16 protein-coding genes and 1 other annotated feature are annotated in these 20,086 nt (G+C 39.7%); of the genes, 3 read left to right on the forward strand and 13 right to left on the reverse strand.

Features of this window, described 5'->3' with window-relative positions; all coding sequences use genetic code 11:
- The first annotated feature begins 17 nt into the window (after window positions 1-17).
- Both MOK21_RS23690 and MOK21_RS04120 read left to right on the forward strand, forming a co-directional pair.
- The gene (locus MOK21_RS23690; RefSeq protein WP_283164599.1) at window positions 18-152 is read left to right on the forward strand and encodes a hypothetical protein; all 135 of its coding nucleotides are present in this window, start codon (window positions 18-20) and stop codon (window positions 150-152) included.
- A 456-nt stretch (window positions 153-608) separates the two neighbouring features.
- Window positions 609-935, forward strand: coding sequence for a hypothetical protein (locus MOK21_RS04120; protein WP_249072707.1), 327 nt, complete (start codon window positions 609-611; stop codon window positions 933-935).
- On the opposite strand, the gene trpA is transcribed toward MOK21_RS04120, so the two are convergent.
- The 10 genes from trpA to MOK21_RS04170 form a co-directional block, all read right to left on the reverse strand.
- Window positions 932-1,723, reverse strand: a complete 792-nt coding sequence (trpA, locus tag MOK21_RS04125) for a tryptophan synthase subunit alpha (protein ID WP_249072708.1) — start codon at window positions 1,721-1,723, stop codon at window positions 932-934. The genes MOK21_RS04120 and trpA overlap by 4 nt on opposite strands.
- Window positions 1,723-2,931 carry a tryptophan synthase subunit beta gene (gene trpB / locus MOK21_RS04130; protein WP_249072709.1) on the reverse strand — a complete coding sequence of 403 codons (1,209 nt, stop codon included), beginning with the start codon at window positions 2,929-2,931 and terminating at the stop codon, window positions 1,723-1,725. The genes trpA and trpB overlap by 1 nt, the downstream gene beginning before the upstream one ends.
- Window positions 2,931-3,545 carry a phosphoribosylanthranilate isomerase gene (locus MOK21_RS04135; RefSeq protein WP_249072710.1) on the reverse strand — a complete coding sequence of 205 codons (615 nt, stop codon included), beginning with the start codon at window positions 3,543-3,545 and terminating at the stop codon, window positions 2,931-2,933. Before MOK21_RS04135 ends, trpB begins: the two co-directional genes overlap by 1 nt.
- The gene (gene trpC / locus MOK21_RS04140; RefSeq protein WP_249072711.1) at window positions 3,542-4,333 is read right to left on the reverse strand and encodes an indole-3-glycerol phosphate synthase TrpC; all 792 of its coding nucleotides are present in this window, start codon (window positions 4,331-4,333) and stop codon (window positions 3,542-3,544) included. Before trpC ends, MOK21_RS04135 begins: the two co-directional genes overlap by 4 nt.
- The gene (gene trpD, locus MOK21_RS04145; protein ID WP_249072712.1) at window positions 4,330-5,361 is read right to left on the reverse strand and encodes an anthranilate phosphoribosyltransferase; all 1,032 of its coding nucleotides are present in this window, start codon (window positions 5,359-5,361) and stop codon (window positions 4,330-4,332) included. Before trpD ends, trpC begins: the two co-directional genes overlap by 4 nt.
- Window positions 5,361-6,722 (reverse strand): chorismate-binding protein, encoded by a 1,362-nt coding sequence (locus MOK21_RS04150; RefSeq protein ID WP_249072713.1) that lies wholly within the window; start codon window positions 6,720-6,722, stop codon window positions 5,361-5,363. Before MOK21_RS04150 ends, trpD begins: the two co-directional genes overlap by 1 nt.
- A gap of 645 nt (window positions 6,723-7,367) precedes the next feature.
- Window positions 7,368-7,719 (reverse strand) — a binding site (T-box leader).
- Between the two features lie 398 nt (window positions 7,720-8,117).
- Entirely contained in the window at window positions 8,118-8,429 is a 312-nt protein-coding gene (locus MOK21_RS04155; protein WP_249072714.1) for a DUF6440 family protein, read from the reverse strand.
- Window positions 8,430-8,749: 320 nt separating this feature from the next.
- Entirely contained in the window at window positions 8,750-12,511 is a 3,762-nt protein-coding gene (locus MOK21_RS04160; RefSeq protein ID WP_249072715.1) for an ICP22 family protein, read from the reverse strand.
- Between the two features lie 674 nt (window positions 12,512-13,185).
- Window positions 13,186-15,453, reverse strand: coding sequence for a protein translocase subunit SecDF (gene secDF, locus MOK21_RS04165; RefSeq protein WP_249072716.1), 2,268 nt, complete (start codon window positions 15,451-15,453; stop codon window positions 13,186-13,188).
- 339 nt (window positions 15,454-15,792) lie between these two features.
- Window positions 15,793-16,101: a post-transcriptional regulator gene (locus tag MOK21_RS04170; protein WP_249072717.1), complete on the reverse strand. Its 309-nt coding sequence runs from the start codon at window positions 16,099-16,101 to the stop codon at window positions 15,793-15,795.
- A gap of 93 nt (window positions 16,102-16,194) precedes the next feature.
- On the opposite strand from MOK21_RS04170, the gene MOK21_RS04175 reads away from it, so the two are divergent.
- Window positions 16,195-17,712 carry a putative polysaccharide biosynthesis protein gene (locus MOK21_RS04175; protein WP_249072718.1) on the forward strand — a complete coding sequence of 506 codons (1,518 nt, stop codon included), beginning with the start codon at window positions 16,195-16,197 and terminating at the stop codon, window positions 17,710-17,712.
- On the opposite strand, the gene MOK21_RS04180 is transcribed toward MOK21_RS04175, so the two are convergent.
- The 3 genes from MOK21_RS04180 to tgt all read right to left on the reverse strand — a co-directional run bounded on the left by MOK21_RS04180 (window position 17,709) and on the right by tgt (window position 20,072).
- Window positions 17,709-18,344: a DUF421 domain-containing protein gene (locus tag MOK21_RS04180; RefSeq protein ID WP_249072719.1), complete on the reverse strand. Its 636-nt coding sequence runs from the start codon at window positions 18,342-18,344 to the stop codon at window positions 17,709-17,711. The two genes, MOK21_RS04175 and MOK21_RS04180, sit on opposite strands and share 4 nt — an antisense overlap.
- A gap of 152 nt (window positions 18,345-18,496) precedes the next feature.
- Window positions 18,497-18,757: a preprotein translocase subunit YajC gene (gene yajC, locus MOK21_RS04185; protein WP_249072720.1), complete on the reverse strand. Its 261-nt coding sequence runs from the start codon at window positions 18,755-18,757 to the stop codon at window positions 18,497-18,499.
- 169 nt (window positions 18,758-18,926) lie between these two features.
- Window positions 18,927-20,072: a tRNA guanosine(34) transglycosylase Tgt gene (gene tgt / locus MOK21_RS04190; RefSeq protein ID WP_249072721.1), complete on the reverse strand. Its 1,146-nt coding sequence runs from the start codon at window positions 20,070-20,072 to the stop codon at window positions 18,927-18,929.
- Window positions 20,073-20,086 lie beyond the last annotated feature (14 nt).

Here is a 20,086-nt window from a genome sequence, read left to right on the forward strand (position 1 = left end):
GATGGATAGAACCGGCGATGTCGTGGATAGAACCAGCTATATCGTGGTTAGAAATGCCGAAACCGCGGATAGAATCGGCTATTTCGTGGTTACAGACGATGCCGTGGGTAGAACCGGCTATGTCATGGATAAACCGCCGAAACCGTGGTTAGAACCAGCTATATCGTGGTTACAGACGATGCCGGGGTTAGAAATGCCGAAGTCATGGATAGAATCGGCAATGTCGTGGTTAGAACCGCCGAAACCGCGGATAGAACCGGCTATATCGTGGATACAGACGATGCCGTGGTTAGAACTGCCGAAGCCATGGATAGAACCAGCAATGTCGTGGTTAGAACCGCCGAAACCGCGGATAGAACCGGCTATATCGTGGATACAGACGATGCCGTGGATAGAACTGCCGAAGTCATGGATAGAACTGGCTATATCGTGGTTAGAACCGCCGAAACCGTGGATAGAACCGGCTATGTCGTGGATACAGACGATGCCGTGGTTAGAACTGCCAATGTCATAGATACAGCGATGCCGTGGATAAAAATGCCGAAACCGCGGATAGAATCGGCTATTTCGTGGATACAGACGATGCCGTGGATTGAACTGCCGAAGTCATGGATAGAATCGGCTATATCGTGGTTAGAACCGCCGAAACCGCGGATAGAAATGCCAAAGTCGTGGTTACAGACGATGCCGTGGTTAGAACCACCAAAATCATGGATAGAAATGCCGAAACCGCGGTTAGAACCGGCTATATCGTGGATACAGACGATACCGTGGATAGAACAACTGCCGAAGTCATGGATAGAATCGGCTATAACGTGGTTAGAACCGCCGAAACCGTGGATAGAACCGGCTATATCGTGGATACAGACGATGCTTGGATAGAACCAACAATTCCTTGCATATCAGTCCCAATAGAAAAAAGCCTACTCCATTAAAGAGTAGACTTCTGAAACACACCTTTTGAAGCAGACACTAATGCCTCAATCTTCTCAAATTTACCTTCATGCAATGCTGTCACGATCGCACTGCCCACGATGACGCCATCACTAAGTGCCCCCATACTTACCACTTGCTCGGGCGTTGAAATTCCAAAGCCGGCTAGCACTGGTATTTGGCTCGCCTCGCGTAAACGAGCAAAATGATCATGTAAATCATTAGCAAAGCTTGTGCGAGCTCCTGTGATTCCATTGACTGTTATTGCATAAACAAAGCCCTGACTAGCAGCCGCGATTCGTGCAATTCGCTCTGGTGGACTTGTTAACGATACAAGCTGAACGATATCGATACCATAAGGATTTAATGTGGTACGTAAGACTGCGCTTTCCTCAAGTGGTACATCAGGAACGATTAACCCTTTAACGCCCCCCGCCACACAAGCCTTCGCAAAAGCCTCTAACCCAAAAGCTAACACAGGATTAAAATAAGTCATGACAACTAAGGGAACATGAATTTCTTCTTTAAATGAAGCTAAGTTTTCTAGTACTTTACGTAATGTCACACCTTCTGCTAAAGCCCGTTCGCCTGCTTGCTCGATGGTCGGTCCATCCGCGACAGGATCCGTAAATGGTATGCCAACTTCAATTGCCGTTACACCCATTTGTTGGAGCTTCAAAATCGTTGGCTTCAACGTTTTCAGACCCCCATCACCCGCCATAATATAAGGTACAAATGCTTTATTCCCAGCGATTTTCGTTTGTTCAATTGCCTGCTGTAATGTTGTCATTATATCTCTCCTCCTAATGCTTTACGGACAGTATGAACATCCTTATCTCCTCGGCCAGATAAGCACACAACGATGATGTCATCTGTAGACATTGTCTTCGCGAGTTTTGCTGTATAGGCAATAGCATGAGCGCTTTCTAATGCGGGTAGTATACCTTCCGTTCTACACAGTAACTGCAAGCCCTCAAGTGCTTCACTATCTGTAATCGAATCGAATGTAACACGCCCAATATCATGTAAATAACAATGCTCTGGACCCTTCCCAGGATAATCTAGACCAGCAGAAATAGAATGTGCTTCTTGTACAAAGCCATTTTCATCTTGTAATAAATACATGTATGCACCATGTAAAACGCCCAGCTGACCACCGGCAATCGCTGCCGCATGCTTAGCAGTTCCAATGCCACTGCCAGCAGCCTCTACTCCGTATAGCGCTACAGTTTCATCATCGACAAAAGGATGGAACATACCGATTGCATTACTACCTCCACCTATACAAGCAACGACTGCATCTGGTAAACATCCTTCTTTAGCTAAAATCTGCTCTCTAGTTTCAACACCAATTACACGTTGGAAATCCCTTACGATTTTCGGGAATGGATGTGGTCCTAAAGCTGAGCCTAAAATATAATGAGTATCCTCAACATTCGTCACCCAGTATCGCAGTGCTGCATTGACGGCATCCTTCAATGTTTTTGAGCCTGTTTCTACAGACTCCACTTTTGTACCGAGTAATTCCATACGAAAGACATTCAACTGTTGGCGTTTAATATCCTCTGCTCCCATAAATACAACACATTCAAGATTTAATAATGCACATGCAGTTGCCGTAGCCACTCCATGCTGCCCTGCACCCGTTTCTGCCACTATTTTGTTTTTACCCATACGTTTTGCAAGAAGCGCTTGACCAATCGCATTATTAATTTTATGGGCTCCAGTATGATTTAAATCTTCACGCTTTAAATAAACCTTCGCGCCACCTAGCTCTTTTGTTAAATTTTCTGCGTAATACAATGGCGTTTCACGACCAACGTATTGTTGTAAATAATAAGCCAATTCCTCCGTAAAAGATTGATCATCCATTGCCTCATCATAGGCTGTCTCTAATTCCATCAAAGCGGTCATTAATGTTTCCGGAACAAATTGTCCACCAAATTTTCCGTAACGCCCTTCCTTTGTCGGTACACTATTTGCAATTGAAATCGCCATCATGCTCTCCCCTTCTTCACTGCCTGAATAAATGCGGTTATTTTTGTTATATCTTTTACACCATCTGTCTCCACACCACTCGATACATCTACCATAAATGGCGATACAAGTGACACTGCTTCTTCGATATTTGCAGCTTGCAAGCCACCTGCTAAAATTAACTGTTCCCTTGAGATTCCTACCATTTCTAGTAGAGTCCAATCAAACGTGTGGCCACTCCCCCCTTTAAAATCTGTTCCTGGTGCATCAAATAAGTAATAGTCTACGTCATAGTTAGCAGCCGCCTGAACATCTTCAACACCTCTTACTGACAGAGCTTTAATGGCCGGGTAACCTTGCTGACGAATAAACTCCGGAGATTCTTCCCCGTGATACTGCACAAAATCTAATGGCACGCTTTCTACCGCTGTGCGTAATTCCTCTGCGCTTGGATTGACAAAAACACCGATTTTTAAAACGCCATCTGGCACATGTTTAGCTAGCTGCTGCGCCTGTTGAATCGACACTTGTCGTTTACTTGGTGCAAAGACAAAACCAATTGCATCCGTTCCTGCCTCTATTGCTGCATGCACATGCTGTTGTTCCTTCAGTCCACAAATTTTCACCTTCGTCATACAGGGGCACCTGCCTTGTTGACCTGTAAACTTTTTAGCGCAGTACCTACATCACCACTGCGCATTAATGACTCCCCTACAAGAACGCCACTTGCTCCCATGGCCGCCACCGCTTTAGCATCGTCTTGCGTCCAAATACCACTTTCACTAATCAATACTTTCTCTTCTTCGAACGGAAAAGCTTCAGCAATTTCACGTGTACGTTCTAAGCTCACTTCAAAGGTACGTAAATCACGGTTATTGACACCTATCAGCTTGGCACCAACTGCAATAGCACGTTCAAGCTCCTCTAAATCATGCACCTCCACTAAGACCTCTAGATTTAAGCCTGTTGCATAGCTATATAGATCACGTAATGCCTCATCTGTTAACGCGGCTACAATTAGCAAAATAATAGATGCACCTGATGCCTTTGCAAATCGTATTTGCACACGATCGATCATAAAGTCCTTACAAAGAAGTGGCGTTTGAACAGCATTTGCAACTGCGGCTAAATCATCAAAGGAACCCTTAAAAAACATTTTATCTGTTAAAACAGAAATGGCCGCTGCTCCAGCCTCCACATAAGTTTTTGCCTGCGCCACTGGATCTGCTCCTTCTGCGATTAATCCTTTCGAGGGGGAAGCACGCTTCATTTCAGAAATAACCTGTAATGTGTCAGCCTTTCTCAATCGTTCAAATAATGACAGTCGCAGCTTTTCTGTAAAATTAGCTAACGGGTCAGGCTGTTCAAGTAAAGCACCAACTTCAATCTTTTTTTGTTCGAGAATTTTATTTAAGATATTCATTGTCGAACCTCCTCTTCTTTCATATCCTCACTATAAGCAACGACTGCCTCTAATTTTTGTCGTGCACGCCCGCTAAAAATACTATCCTTTGCTATTTCTACGCCTTCTTTAACGGTGTCAGCCATTCCATAGCTAAACAAACCAATACCAGCATTCAATAAAACGGTGTCAAAGTAAGCACTTTGCTCTCCAGCTAATAATGTACGCATAATTGCGGCATTTTCATCTGCATTTCCTCCACGAATAGCTTCGATTGGGGCATAGCTAAGACCCGCTTCCTCTGCAGTTAATGAAAATGGAATTAAGTCGCCTTTATCAACCAAAACAAAAGTATTTTGACCAGCTAATGATGCCTCATCTAAACCTAGTGGCCCCGAAACGACCATTGCACGTTCCCGCCCGAGCATTTGTAATACGGATGCATACTCCATGACAAAATTAGGGCGGTTAATGCCGGTAAATTGCGTGGATAAAGGCACTGGATTCGTAAGTGGACCGACAAGATTAAATATAGTTGGCTTCCCTAGTGCCCGACGTACCTCGCCAATGCGCTTTAATTTTGGATGAACATTTGGAGCATATAAAAAGGCTATTCCTTCTTTCTCTAACAACTCAACAGTTTGCTCAATGGAAATATTCGTATGAATACCGAGTGCTTCCAAAACATCAGCGCTTCCTGATGCCGAAGAAATTTTACGATTGCCGTGCTTCGCCATTTTGACACCTGCCCCCGCTAAAACAAAGGCGCAAGCCGTACTGATATTAAATGTATTAAGACCATCACCACCAGTGCCGCAATTATCCATATAGACACCTTCTTTTGCTGGTACGTCTAGAGCAAACGAACGCATAACTGTGGCTAATGCAGCTACTTCATGGGCTGTTTCACCTTTGACAGCTAATGCCGTTAAAAAGCTTGCAATTTGTTCCTTTGGCGTGTCATCTAGAAACATCCATTCTGCAGCCTGTTGCATTTCTTCATACATTAGATGCTCTCGCTGTTGTACTTTTTGAAGAATACTTTCCATCAATGTCGACCTCCTTCTTTTTCAAGTAGCTGTAAAAATTCCTGTTCGTCCTGTTCTACTTGCGTTAAAGCTTCCATAACATTTGTGTATTTGGTTACCGTAACAGTAGATTGCATATACATCGTTTCATTTCCGATGACAATAGATTTTCCTGTTAAAGCAAAATCAAGATGACCGTTAAAACCAATAAATCCTAGAGCTCCTCCAACTATCCCAGTCGCTTGATTAGATTTTTTCAAATAATCCTGTGGAATACCTGTCGATGCAAAGGGTGGTAATGTTGCAGCTAATGCATCGAGTGCATGAAGCATCGGTAATATTTGACCCTCTACCCTCGATTTCATGTGTAATGCATGCTTTGAACGCTCAATTCTCATCGCCTCAATGACTTGTATGGTGTCTTGTAAGCATACAGATCGTAGTTCTTGCTGAACGGTAGAAACCAGTTCAGCATGTGACTGCCTAATATTTATGTTTTCATAGAGCTTTCGTTCATGTGCTAAGTCCTCACTTTTTGTGGAACCTCTAGGAAATGTCCCCTCCGTTGGCGTTGCAATCACCCGCTCATCTTTTACTCGAATGAAACTCTCCGGTGACGTTCCTAAGACCACATGATCCTCAAATTCTACATAATACATATAGGGAGCGGGATGTTTTTTACGCAATTGACGATATAAAGCGAAAGCATCTCCTTGTAAATTTGCTAAAGAACATTTGGATAGGACGACTCTAGTCATATTTTCATCTAAATGATCTTTGATAGAGGTAAGGGAAGCTGAAAATAATTCATTCATAGATGCTTCATAAGGTTCATAACGATAAGTTGTATCTTCATCCTCTCTCCCTTGAAGAAGCTGCTCAGCCAACTCTTCTAAATTGGGTTCTTTTTTTTCTGCATCTATATTCGTATGAATCAACGTAACCTCATCTGTTACATGATCAAAGACAATCACTGTCTCATATATATGGAAATGCACATTTGGTAGCTGTCCATTATCTAAAGCAGTCGATACAATCTTTGTTGCACCATGACCAACATAGCCAACAGCTCCACCTGAAAACGGGAATTGTGTCGTATTGGATATGCGTGGCATTAATCTTTTCAATAAAACAAAAATATCGCCCTTATGTGTATAAGTGTTGCCGGTCTTATGTGAATATTCCTGAATCTCATCTCCAAAGCCTTTATACGTTTTTCTTGGATTAGCACCGATAAAAGAAAAACGTCCTGCTCCCTCATGCTGTGATGAACTCTCAAGTAAAAATTTATAATGACCTTGTAGGCGTCTAAAAATTAAAATCGGTGTTAAAGAATCAGCATTAATGGTTTTCATTTTTGTTCTTGAACTCGTCGATTGCATAATTACCAAGCTCCTTTTCTTAAAAATCCTTACCCTTGGACTTACAAATGTTTAGCAGTTGAATCGTTTTTTTGTTGAATAAAAAGTATCATCAGCATAGCGTGGTGTTGATTTCCGTTCCGGCTGAGCGCTTTGTTGCTGTCGCTTCGCTTTCGCACAGATAAAACATTGCCGCTGACGCTTCGCTTTCGCGCAGAGCAGAGCTTCCTGGGGGCGTCGGGGCAACAGATGTTTTTTGCGCGAAAGCGTAGTGTTAACGCAGCGGCAGCAGAGGGTTTTGCTTGTGCGAAAGCGCAGCGACAGCAACAGCAGGATGTTGGTCACGAAGGCGTTATCACAGGACGTGATGCTCTTAGCCTTCGTTCCCCTTACCGCTTCACTCGCGTTGCTCGCTCCAGGGTCTCATCTGTGACGCTGATCCCCAAGGAGTCGCTCAGTCTCCACTCCAATCAACTTATTCACATTGCGTCTGTATTCTAATATGTCGCTTCAATTTATAGTTATAAAACAAACTTCAGCAAGATGTTTTTTTGTGAGAAAGCGAAGCGGCAATGATAATTGTTTTCTGTGTGAAAGCGAAGCATTCATCCTCTTGCAAATAAAAACAATAAAAAAAGTCCTCTGCAAAAAGGATTTTTCCTAATTGCAGAGGACGATTCAAGACCGCGTTGCCACCTCATATTAGAGCATATTTGCTCTCCCTTATGTGCTCAGCCTTAGTTCGCCATTTTAACTGATACCTTTTAGGTGAATGACGAAAAGATTTGTCTAAGTCGAAGCACCCCCTATAACGTGGGGAATCCGTTCGCTATTATCTGCCTTGGCATCATTACAGTCAGAGGCATTAATTTCGTTCAATAGGTGTTTGTAAACCTACTGGATGAAGATCATTAGCGACTCTCATAAGTCCATTCACATAAGCTACAAATCAGTTTGCACCATCCACTGACTCTCTAAATTGCACACTTATGCTACTACTCTTATTCAACAATTTCTCAGCTATTCTCAACTAAACTCAGCTCATCTGTTCTAAGGCTGACCTCGCTCCCGAGACCAACTACCTTGGATCGAACAAAAAAGTTAGCCTTATTTTATGCCAATCTACGAAAATTGTCAATCAATTCAGAAAAAAAAGAAAAAATGTTGAAAGGACTTTTGAATTTACATAATAGGAAAAATCATCTTCTATCTGCGCCAATAAAAGGGAATTAAACTACATACTTTCGTCTCGATATCATTTTCAAGTTCAATAATTCATCTCTCATGATCTGCGATAGATACTGCTTGTTGAAATTTTCTTTTTTTTTATATGAATGCTTCGAATGAACTATGAGCTTGCTATGTAGCCAGATTACATCATTGTCAATCTATATTGCTTCTGCCTTGCAATGCCTATTATTTAGAATTCTCATAATCCTTCTTTATCAACGGCTTTCCGTCCTTGTCTACTAATAGTGTTAATCCCGCTGCATTACCACTGTAAGCAAATAAGTATTGCACTCCTGTTTCAGCATCTGTTATAATCTTTCTGTCGAAAACGCCTTCTTTATCTTGTTTCGACTCTTTTTGTTTAGACTCTTTAATGTTTAGACTCTTTATGTTTAGATTCTTTATGCTTAGATTCTTTATGCTTAGACTCTTTATATGTTTAGACTCTTTACGTTTAGACTTATGTTTAGACTTATGCTTTGACTTATGTTTAGACATTTTATCATCCTTTCATTAATATCTGCATTTTAACTTTAATATATTACTCCATAATATCCAAAACCAGCCTTTGTTGAATTTTTAACATATGTTGAAATTCTAGAATTAGTGCTATGGGTACTCGAAAATTCTTTATTTTCAAAAATAAGATGTCAACTAACTAAATGTAGCTTACAAAATCCATTTGCGCGTATAGAATGGGCTGCATAATGTTGACACAGTGCATTTCTAGATATAGTAGATAACCCTTCACAAGATGAACTGCACCTCAATTGTTAGACGCCAATTGAAGTGCAGTTATGCTAAATGACCACAATCACCTAATCGCCTGATACGGAGAGTTCGAAAAAGCTTGATACATGTTCATCTTCATCTTCTACCGTTACATAATCCTCATTTATATCAAATCTTCGGCGGCCGAAAGGTGAGTCCTCAAATCTTTTTATAGTCTTATTATCGTTTGGCGAATCTTCGCTTGATTCATCACCAGCTGGATTTTCGTTTGTCGGCTCTTCGTTTGTTTCGTCACCGGCTGGATTTTCATTTGTTGGCCCTTCACCTATTTCGTCACCGGCTGGATTTTCGGTTGCTGGCTCTTCGCCTGTTTCGTCACCGACCGGATTTTCGTTTGTTGGCTCTTCGCCTATTTCGTCACCGGCTGGATTTTCGTTGGATGGCTCTTCGCCTGTTTCGTCACTGGCTGGATTTTCGTTTGTTGGAACTTCGCCTGTTTCGTCACCAGCTGGATTTTCGTTGGATGATCCTTCGCCTGTTTCGTCACCAGCTGGATTTTCGTTGGATGATCCTTCGCCTGTTTCTCCTCCGGCTGGATTTTCGTTGGATGATCCTTCGCTTGTTTCTCCTCCAGCTGTATTCTCGTTGGATGATCCTTCGCTTGTTTCTCCTCCGGCTGTATTCTCGTTGGATGACCCTTCGCCTGTTTCTCCTCCGGGCTGTCCTTCATTGGATGACCCTTCGCCTGGTTCACCTCCGGGCTGTACTTCGTTGGATGACCCTTCGCCCGTTTCACCTCCAGGCTGTACTTCATTGGATGACCCTTCGCCCGTTTCACCTCCGGGCTGTACTTCGTTGGATGACCCTTCGCCCGTTTCTCCTCCGGGCTGTACTTCGTTGGATGACCCTTCGCCCGTTTCACCTCCGGGCTGTACTTCGTTGGATGACCCTTCGCCCGTTTCACCTCCGGGCTGTACTGCGTTGGATGACCCTTCGCCCGTTTCTCCTCCGGGCTGTACTTCGTTGGATGACCCTTCGCCCGTTTCACCTCCAGGCTGTACTTCGTTGGATGACCCTTCTTCCCCACCGTTATCAATTATTTCGTACTCTGTGTATAGCCAAAAACTCTGTGTTACTTTGTATTCTGGCACATTGGGATCATATAGTACGCCGGGTCGGACATATAGTCCGTTGCTTTGGATAGTTGGATCGTAAAGAAGGTACTCGCCGTCTTTGCTCATGTAGGAAGTGCCGCTGCCGGTACTGAAATTGGGATTACCGTAGAAAGTGTTGGATCGCCATACCTTACCATCGCTTGTTGTAATAAAAAATACATCAACATTTCCATTCCAAGCAAAATTCTTTCTAGAAAAATGAGTATCAATAACATGAATGTTAGTTCCAGAATACAACTCCTTTAACTCATATATAAGGTATTGGAACATGTTCTTTTGAGCAGAAGTTACAGAAGTATACACCGCATCCGAATACCAAATGTCGTTTTTTTCCATATATTTTGAAGATTCAAATACCCCAAGCGTTTCTTCCCACTTTTCTTCGATTCTATCAACCGTCCAATAATCTCTCGGGTATTCAATCGCTTCCTTTTTCATCATATTATTAAATTCTTCCTGACCTCTACCACCCCTATAGTGTAAGTCATACATCACTTCAAAGTTGTACCAATCAAACTCCTGGGCAATTTTATTACGAAGGGCATATTGCTCGGCAGGGCGATATTGAACGCCCGAGTAAATATAGGGGTGTCCAACTATAGTATCGGCCGCGCTATCAATAACGTCGTAGAGATTAAAAATAATCTCGGGAACATCATACGGGAAATAAGTAAAACCGCCATAATTCCTGACATAATTTAAAAAATCGTCTTTTTCGTCCAAAGTTTTGTTTTGTAAAACTTTGTCTAAAAAGTTTTTATAGTCGTCTTGGAGAATAGCTTCGTATAAGGGGTCTTTAATTCGTGCAATGTACGCCATTTTTATATCTCGTTCTAGAAACTGCATAAAGTATAAAGGGCTATCATCGCCTAACATTCCTATGAAATCGAAATTGTCATAACCTGTTGCTGCTCTATAAAACTCAAGTATTTTGTCGAAGTCTGCCACTAAGTCGACTTTTAGAGTTTTTAAATAATCTATTTGTTCGTCTAAAGTTTTATTTTGGAAAACTTTGTCTAAAAAATCCTGAACATGGTCATGGCCGTAACGGTTTACTACGAACCACCCTTGTTGGAACGCAGTTCTGAATAGGTCGTTGTATGCTTTGTCTTCTGCTATTTCTCCGAGATATTGTTCGTATTGTTCGTAAATTAGATCGTTTTTAATATTATGGTAATCTATCCATAATTGGTAACTTGTTCCTTCTTCGAGATACTCCTGTATTCTTCTAACGTCTTGAGCATTTAAATAATCTATTTGTTCGTCCAAAGTTTTGCTTTGAAAAACGTTGTCTAAAAATTTGTTTAAATCAAAATCTTCTTGGAGAACAGCTTGGTAGATGTCTTCTCGTATACGTCTCTCTTCTTCTTGTATACGTCTCTCTTCTTCTTCTCGTATACGTCTCTCTTCTTCTTGGAAAACAGCTTGGTATATGGCTTCTCGTATACTCTCTTCTAGGTCTAGATTGTTTCTCTCTGCGTTTAGATTGTTTCTTTCTGCGTCTAGAGTGTTTCTTAGACGCCAGTAACCGATACCGTCAAATAATTGATAACTTTCTGCTGCCCTAAGAAACTCATCTATTTTGTCGAAGTCGGCGGCTAAGTCAACGTCTAGAGCATTTAAATAATCTATTTGTTCGTCCAAAGTTTTGTTTTGGAAAACTTTGTCTAAAAAGTTTTGTAAGTAGAAGTCGTGTCCCTCTTGGAGCATAGCTCTATATAGGTCGTTGTATGCTTTGTCTTCTGCTATTTCTCCGAAATATTGTTCGTATAGTTCGTAAGATAGATCGTTTCTAATATTATTGTAAGCTTCTAAGAATTGTTGTTGTTTTTCATTATCCCCTCCGAGATACCCTTTTATTATGTTAGCGTCTATAGCATTAAAATAATCTATTTGTTCGTCCAAAGTTTTGTTTTGAAAACCTTTGTCTAAAAATTGGTTGAAGTCGAAATCATCTTGGAGAACAGCTTGGTAGATGTCGTCTTCATTTTCGTACATGATCTGTTCTCTCTGGGTAATTAGATCGTTTCTAAATTCATCGTAAACTTCTATGAATGGTAAAATTGATTCCCATTTTCTATTTTTGATAAGACTATCGATTACTTTGTCTAAGTCTATACCCTGAAGAGATATGATTTTTTCGTCCAACGTTTTGTTTTGAAGAACTTGGTCTAAAAAGTTATTTAAGTCGAAATCGTCTTGGAGAACAGCTTGGTATATGTCCAAGTCGTCTTCTGCAGTATTTTCGTTTGATGAATCGTCGCTTGCTTCAATTTCAGCTGTATTTTCGTTTGTTGAATCGTCACTTGCTTCAATTTCGGCTGTATTTTCGTTTGTTGAATCTTCGCTTGCTTCAATTTCAGCTGTATTTTCGTTTGTTGAATCGTCGCTTGCTTCAATTCCGGCTGTATTTTCGTTTGTTGAATCGTCGCTTGCTTCAATCCCGGCTGTATTTTCGTTTGTTGAATCGTCGCTTGCTTCAATTTCGGCTGTATTTTCGTTTGTTGAATCGTCGCTTGCTTCAATCCCGGCTGTATTTTCGTTTGTTGAATCCACTAAAGCTTGAGCAGATCGATAACTCACAAAAGGTGAAGTACAAGCTACAAAAGCAATCGTTGCACCATACATATATAATTTTTTAATTTTTCTCTTTACTTTTTGATATTCATACATAAAGAAAGACTCCTTTCACTAAAATTTTTTATACCGCAATTTTGTTTTTAATTTAAAATTTCGTTGCCAAAACCTTATAAAAATCTATAAAGTTTATTTATTTCCCTGTTCTACGTGACCGGTTTTGCCGAAGCTACTCTCGTTTGGTATCACACTCCGAGGGCGTAAATTCCGATACAACGAATCGTACATATTAACAGTGTTTTGAAAATCGCTAAGCTGCCACTTTTCCATATGTTGCTAAATTTAATGATGCATTTAAATCCCTATCCATCACATGACCCCCTTCTTTTTGTATAATATAAATAAACCATACTACATTACGCCAAAATACCTAAGTCCATTTTTCGTTACTTCTTCTACATATATTGAAATCCAAATTTGATGCTATATGTACGGGAAAAACTCATATTTTGAACATACGATTTTCATTAAAAGGGAGCGTTTCTTTTGGTTTATGAATTCAGAATGCCTTTACCTAAAGGAAATTGAAAAAAAGCGAATCCACTGGATTTAATCAGTTCCTTTTACAACAAAATTACTTGCATTCAAAAATGCCGAAGCGTTGTTAAATCAACGCTTCGGCATTTTATGTTCAGGAGGAAATTCCTCTTTTGGGACATAAAAAAAAACAGGGAAAGAAATATTTCCTTTCCCTGTTTTAAAGACTTATGTTAAACAGTAGGCTCGTCAGTACCCCATTGTTTTTTCTCTTTTTTGTGTATTTGACCGTCTGATTTTTTCATTTCACGGACTTTAAGTGAATACCAAATTTGTGCGGCAATACAAATAGAAGAATACATACCTGTGATTAAACCAACTAATAACGCGATTGAGAAGTTTTCAATCGACGGTGCTCCTAAAATAAGAAGTGACACTGTCACGATAATAACCGTTAACACTGTGTTAACAGATCGACCCATCGTTTGACGTAATGATTTGTTTACGATATCCGCTAACACTTCACGGTCTTTAATCGTATCATATCGATCTAAATTTTCACGCATCCGGTCAAACGTAACGATCGTATCGTTAATCGAATAACCGACAATTGTTAGTACAGCTGCTATAAATGTAATATCCACTTCTAAGCGCATAAAGCTAAATACAGCAACAATTAAGAATACGTCATGTAGTAACGAGACAATTGCCCCAACACCCATGCGCCACTCGAAACGAATCGCTACATAAATAATGATACCAATAGCTGCAAGAGATAATGCATAAATTGCATTTTTCACAAGCTCTTTACCAACAGTGTCAGATACTGTACTTACAGTTGGCTTATGCCCATACTTTTCAGTAGCATCTTTTTGTAATTTTAAAATATCCGCTTGAGATAAATCATCTTTATAGCGAATTACTGCATTATTACTTTTTTCACCAGAAAGAACGATATCTTCCGATGAGAGGTTGATGCTATCTAAGTATTTGGATACTTCTTCTTTATTCAACGTTTGATCTGCTTCAATTTGAACACGGGTACCACTTGAGAAATCAACACCAAGGTTTAGTCGGAATATACCAAGAACCACTAAACCAGCTACTAAAATAGCTAATGAGAATGTATAGAATTTTTTACGATTGTGGACAAAGTCAAAACGATCGAATTTCGTTGATAAATCTAATGTTTCTACTTTTTCATCTAAGCTATGCTGTTTCGATTTCGCAATACCAAACCATGCCGGATTATTGAAATAGCCGCTATTTACAAGTAATCCTTGTAGTACGCGAGAACCCCAAACCGCTGTTAGGAAGCTTAGTAAAATACTTATAATTAATGTCGTTGCAAACCCTTTAACAGAGCTTGTCCCGAATTGGAATAATACAGCTGCTGCTAATAAAGTAGTTAGCTGTGCATCGACAATTGCTGATAAAGACTGCTTAGAACCAATCTGGAATGCTTGTTTAACCGAATAGCCGACACGTAACTCTTCACGTATACGTTCTGCGGCAAGAATATTAGCGTCTACTGCCATCCCTATACCAAGCACGATAGCTGCGATACCTGGAAGTGTTAACACCGCATTAATCCAGTCAAATACAACTAGAACTAGGAAGGTGAAAACAGCTAGTGTAATAATGGAAATAAAGCCAGGTAAGCGATAGTAGAATAGCATAAATAAGAAAATTATTACTACGCCCACAACGCCAGCGAAAACCGTACTTTTCAATGCATCGTCACCGAATTGTGCACCAACTGAAGTAGAATAAATTTCATTAAGCTTAACAGGAAGTGCCCCAGCATTTAAAATACCAGATAAATTTTTCGTTTCTTCAACTGTGAAATTACCACTGATCATTACATCTGTTGTATCTAATCGTTGGTTAACTGTTGCTGCAGATGCATAGCGAGGCTTCGCTTTTTGTGATTCAGCTTTATATGAATCAACACCTTCTTCAAAGTCTAACCATACAACGAGTAAATTTTGACCTGCTGGTTTAGCAGCAATTTTACTTGTGATATCAGCAAATTTTTTCGCATCCTTTAATTTTAGTGAAACAATTGGACGGTTTTGCTGGTCAAAAGAATCTTTAGCGCCACCTGGTTTTAAGTCGTCACCATCTAACAGTAAATTGTCATCAACATCACGGAATGATAAATTCGCAGACGTAGATAATAATTTACGTGCTGATTCTTGATCTTCAACACCTGCTAATTGCACACGAATACGATTTTCACCTTCAATTTCAATGCTTGGCTCACTTACACCAATTTCATTAATACGTTTATCGAGTGCCTTTGCAGTTGCAGAAACAACTTCAGGTGTAATTTTCTGTCCTTCTTTTAATTGATTCACCTCATAAAGAACCTCAAACCCGCCCTGTAAGTCAAGGCCTAGTTTAATGTCCTTTAAGACGCCGCTTACAGTCGTACCGATGGTTGCAGCAAAAATAACCATTATTAGTACGAATGCAACTATACGACTTTTTAGTTTCATTTATAAATCCTCCTCGAATTGGTGTAAGGAAACCCCTTACACTACAAACAAGTATTACTAGCAAGTCCTTTTGAAACGTTTATTCCTCCTTTTCCTTTAGAATAATGTTGCCTGTGCTTCAAAAAGGTTGCTCTACTTATTTCAATCGTTCATAACGCGCAAATTGATGAATAGGTATAGTCCTCCAAATTCAGAAAAGAATTTTAAGGAGGTTTTTGAATAAATATACTTATACAAATAAAAAAAGCGCAACACACTCATTATGAAACACGTTGCGCTTGGTGTCAATTCAACACTTTTAGTATTCTTTTATTATTTGACAAATTTCACATATTCTTCTTAAGTTTTAACCGGACCAAGTAGCATTTTTAACTCTTCCGTATTTAATTCTGTAAACCAATCATTACTTTGTAAAAATTCTACTTGATTAAATGATACGATATCGGATGGCGATACGGCAAAAATAGTTGCGATAATTTCATGTAAATGTAATTGCTCAATATTTTTTTTACGCCATTTCTTCTCTACACAATAGCGCCATAGTTCTTCGGCTGTAATCGCATCGTATTGATAATGTTTAAACTCTTCCATCTTACTATCAATTGCAGGACGAATTTTTTCAAATAGTTGCTCATGCTGCATACTCATTTTGAATCATCTCCAATCAAAGTTGTATCGTAAGACATGTTTGCATACAAATAGTGTAAATGAATTTTTGTGGCTTGAGAAGGGACGGATGGCATGAGTTCTTTTGTACGGGGTACACTATTTTTAATGTTTGTGATTTTTTTATCTAAACTTTTTGGCTTCTTTTATAGAATGCAATTTATGCGTATCGCTGGTGAAGAGGCAGTCGGCATTTATATGACCGTCTATCCGGCGTTCATTTTCTTCATCTCACTCATTCAACTTGGACTACCTATTGCTGTGGCAAAAATTGTAGCAGAGTTACTAGCAAAAAACAAACGCGAAGACATCTATGGTGTTATGCGTACAGCTATTCTTTGGTCATTTATTGGAATGATCATCTTTATGCCGATTGTTGCACTTACTATACCATATATCTCGACTACGCTTTTACATAATGAACAAACAACAATTACGCTCTGGATTGCACTCTTTGCTGTACCAGTGTCAGTTGGTTCTGGATTATTGCGCGCTTATTTACAGGGTATTGCGAAAATTACACCGACAGCTTGGGCTCAAATGATTGAACAAATTATCCGCATTAGCTTTATCACATTTACGCTACCCTTTGTAGCTGCCTATGATAACGCTGCCGTAACCGCAGCCTCTGCAATGGGTATTACACTTTTAGCTGAAGTCGTTGCATTCTTGTATTTGTGGATGCATTATATTGTCTCAAAGAAAAAATTATTGACACGAAAAAGCAAAATCGAGGCATATCCGTCCTCTCCGATGTTACGGATTGCTCTTCCTTCTGCTGGAAGCAAGCTGTTTGGATCTTTTACTTGGTTTTTAGAGCCAATCATTTTTTTAAAGGCTTTAACAATGGCTGGATTAACAGCCTCCGCAGCAACAATTTTATATGGGGTTATTTCGGGTGTACTAGTCCCGCTATTATTATTCCCGGCTTTTGTATCAGCCGCTCTTTCAATCGTTCTTATACCGGCTGTTAGTGACGCCGTTGCACGTCAGCATATACCGCTCTTACAGGAACGTATTTCTGTCTCATTACGGCTATCATCCTTAGTGGGCTGCGTTGCCGCTACTTACTTTTTTGTTCATGGGGACGACTTAGCTATGAAGCTCTTTCACTTACAAGAAAATCGAGGGTATGTGAAAATATTAGCCCCTATTTTTTATTTTTATTATATACAAAGCCCATTGCACTCTATATTACAAGCAATCGGTGAAGCTCGTGCAGCCATGATGAACTCTATATACGGTGGTCTTGGTAAGCTCTTTGTCATGTTCGTCCTTGCTTCTCAGCCCGGTATACAGGAAAAAGGTGCCGTTGTAGCAATTGGTTTCGGCGTGTTATTAACCTCATTCTTGCATATTGCAACAGTCAGACAGCGTAAAAATTTGCGTGCTGGATTTAGAATGTTTGTCGTTCCTTATGGTTGCTTTATTGCTGTTTGTGTTTCTCAGTATTTCCTGATGCAAGTTATGCCATTGCCCTTTGTTTTAAGTAGCTGTGTAACCTTATTTTTACTCTTTACTTTCTTACTATTTTCCAACCAGTTACGCATCACTGATTTGCGCTACCTTCGTAAGCTTGCTAAGAAAGTTTAAGATTCTTTCAGCTGAATATGAAGCCGATCTTCCTCCCAAACACAAAAAAATACGGTGTTACTATCTGTAATATTATTTTTAGCAAGCTCTGCCATTAACCAATCAGTATCTTTATGCAAGACCTTTAAATGCCTATCTTGAATATCACCATCTATAATCAGTGGGTAAACAAATGCTTTTTCATCTTTTTGGTATACGGACAGATTGCCAGAAGGCTCTAAATAGGCATAAGCAATATCTGTAACGGACGCATTCCCGTTTTCACGTAATTGTTGACACAAATCATCTAAATTATAGCGTTGCTTGCGCATTTCATTTTCTAAAATAACACCATCTCTTATAAGTAAGACTGGATCACCATCAACTAGGTCACGAAATTTTTTATTTTTAAGTGAAATATAGGCAGTTATTATTTGTATGAAAAACAAAATGATAATTGGTAAAATCACTTTAAATAAAGGACTTTTGAAATCATCGAGTGCAAATGCTGCAACCTCAGCCATTAAAATGGATACGACTAAATCGATTACAGACAATTCGCCGACCTCTCGTTTACCCATTAAACGAAAAATTATTAGGATAAACACATATAAAAAGATTGTTCTAAAAATAATCGTTAAATATTCTCCCATACAGGCACCCCCATCATATACTAAGGTGACCGTGTAAGTTACTTTTTATACAAAAAAAAGCCTTGTCAAACGGATTATTACATTTTGACAAAGCTATTTATATGAGCAAGGCGTTGTCCATTATAGTTGGACAACGCCTTTGCAGAAAAAATTTAGTCATTAACAATACGTCCGATTGCCTGACGATCAAATTTCACGCGCACATTATCTGCGATTTTTAATGTCACAGCTGTGTCCTCAATTGAGTCAATTTCACCATGTAAGCCACCGATTGTAATAACTTTATCTCCACGTTGCAAATTACCTTGCATATTTTGTGTTTCCTGCTGTCTCTTTTTAGCAGGGCGGATTAAAATAAACCACATTGCAACGAACATTAATAATATTGGTGCGAATCCTAATAGTTGTTCCATCATTCTTGCCCCCTTTCCAATTCTTATTTAGTATAGACTATTCCACCATAAAAAAGCGATGGACAAGCCCAAAATTTTTCTGTATTACTAATATTTTTTCTAAGAATGACAATGTTTTGCTAGAAATATTCTCATTTCACACAAATTTACATGATATTTTTACTAAATATTAGAAGTTCTTTGCATTCGGTCCGTTAAAGCCGTATTTCTCGAAAAATTCTTCTCTGAAATCACCAAGACGGTCCTGGCGAATTGCTTCACGTACTTGTTCCATTAGCTTCAGTAGGAAATGTAAGTTGTGGTAAGTCGTTAAACGGATACCAAACGTTTCTTCCGTACGAATTAGATGGCGAATATAAGCGCGTGAATAATTTTTACATGTATAGCAATCACAGTTCGGATCAATTGGTCCGAAATCACGTGCATATTTTGCATTTTTAACAACTAAACGGCCTTCAGATGTCATTAATGTGCCATTACGGGCAATACGTGTTGGTAATACACAGTCAAACATATCAATGCCTCGAATAGCACCATCAATTAATGAGTCAGGTGACCCTACACCCATTAAATATCGCGGTTTATTCGCTGGCATTAATGGTGTTGTAAACTCTAATACACGGTTCATCACGTCTTTAGGTTCACCTACTGATAGTCCGCCAATTGCATAACCTGGGAAGTCTAACTCTACTAACGCTTCTGCAGAACGACGGCGTAAATCCTCGAATTCTCCCCCTTGAATGATACCGAATAGACCTTGATCTTCTGTTCGTTTATGAGCCTCTTTACAACGTTTAGCCCAACGTGTTGTACGGTCTACTGATTGCAGCATATAGTCATATGTCGCAGGATAAGGTGGACATTCATCAAAAGCCATCATAATATCCGAACCTAAATCATTTTGAATTTCCATCGCCTTTTCTGGACTTAAAAACAGTTTGTCCCCATTCAAATGATTACGGAAATGAACGCCTTCTTCTTCAATTTTGCGGAATTGACTAAGTGAGAACACTTGGAAACCACCTGAATCTGTTAAAATCGGGCGATCCCAGTTCATAAATTTATGCAAGCCTCCTGCTTCCTTCACAATATCATTACCTGGTCGAAGCCATAAATGATACGTATTTGACAGAATAATACCTGCATTCATTTCTTTTAATTCCTCAGGTGACATTGTTTTAACAGTTGCTTGTGTACCTACAGGCATAAATGCTGGTGTTTCAAAAGAGCCATGCGGTGTATGCACGATGCCAAGGCGCGCTCCTGTTTGTTTACAAGTATGAAGTAGCTCATAACGAATTGCTGGTTGTGTCATATTATAAAAAATTC

The organism is Lysinibacillus sp. BPa_S21 (genome assembly GCF_023337795.1).
In the GTDB taxonomy this organism is placed as follows: domain Bacteria; phylum Bacillota; class Bacilli; order Bacillales_A; family Planococcaceae; genus Lysinibacillus.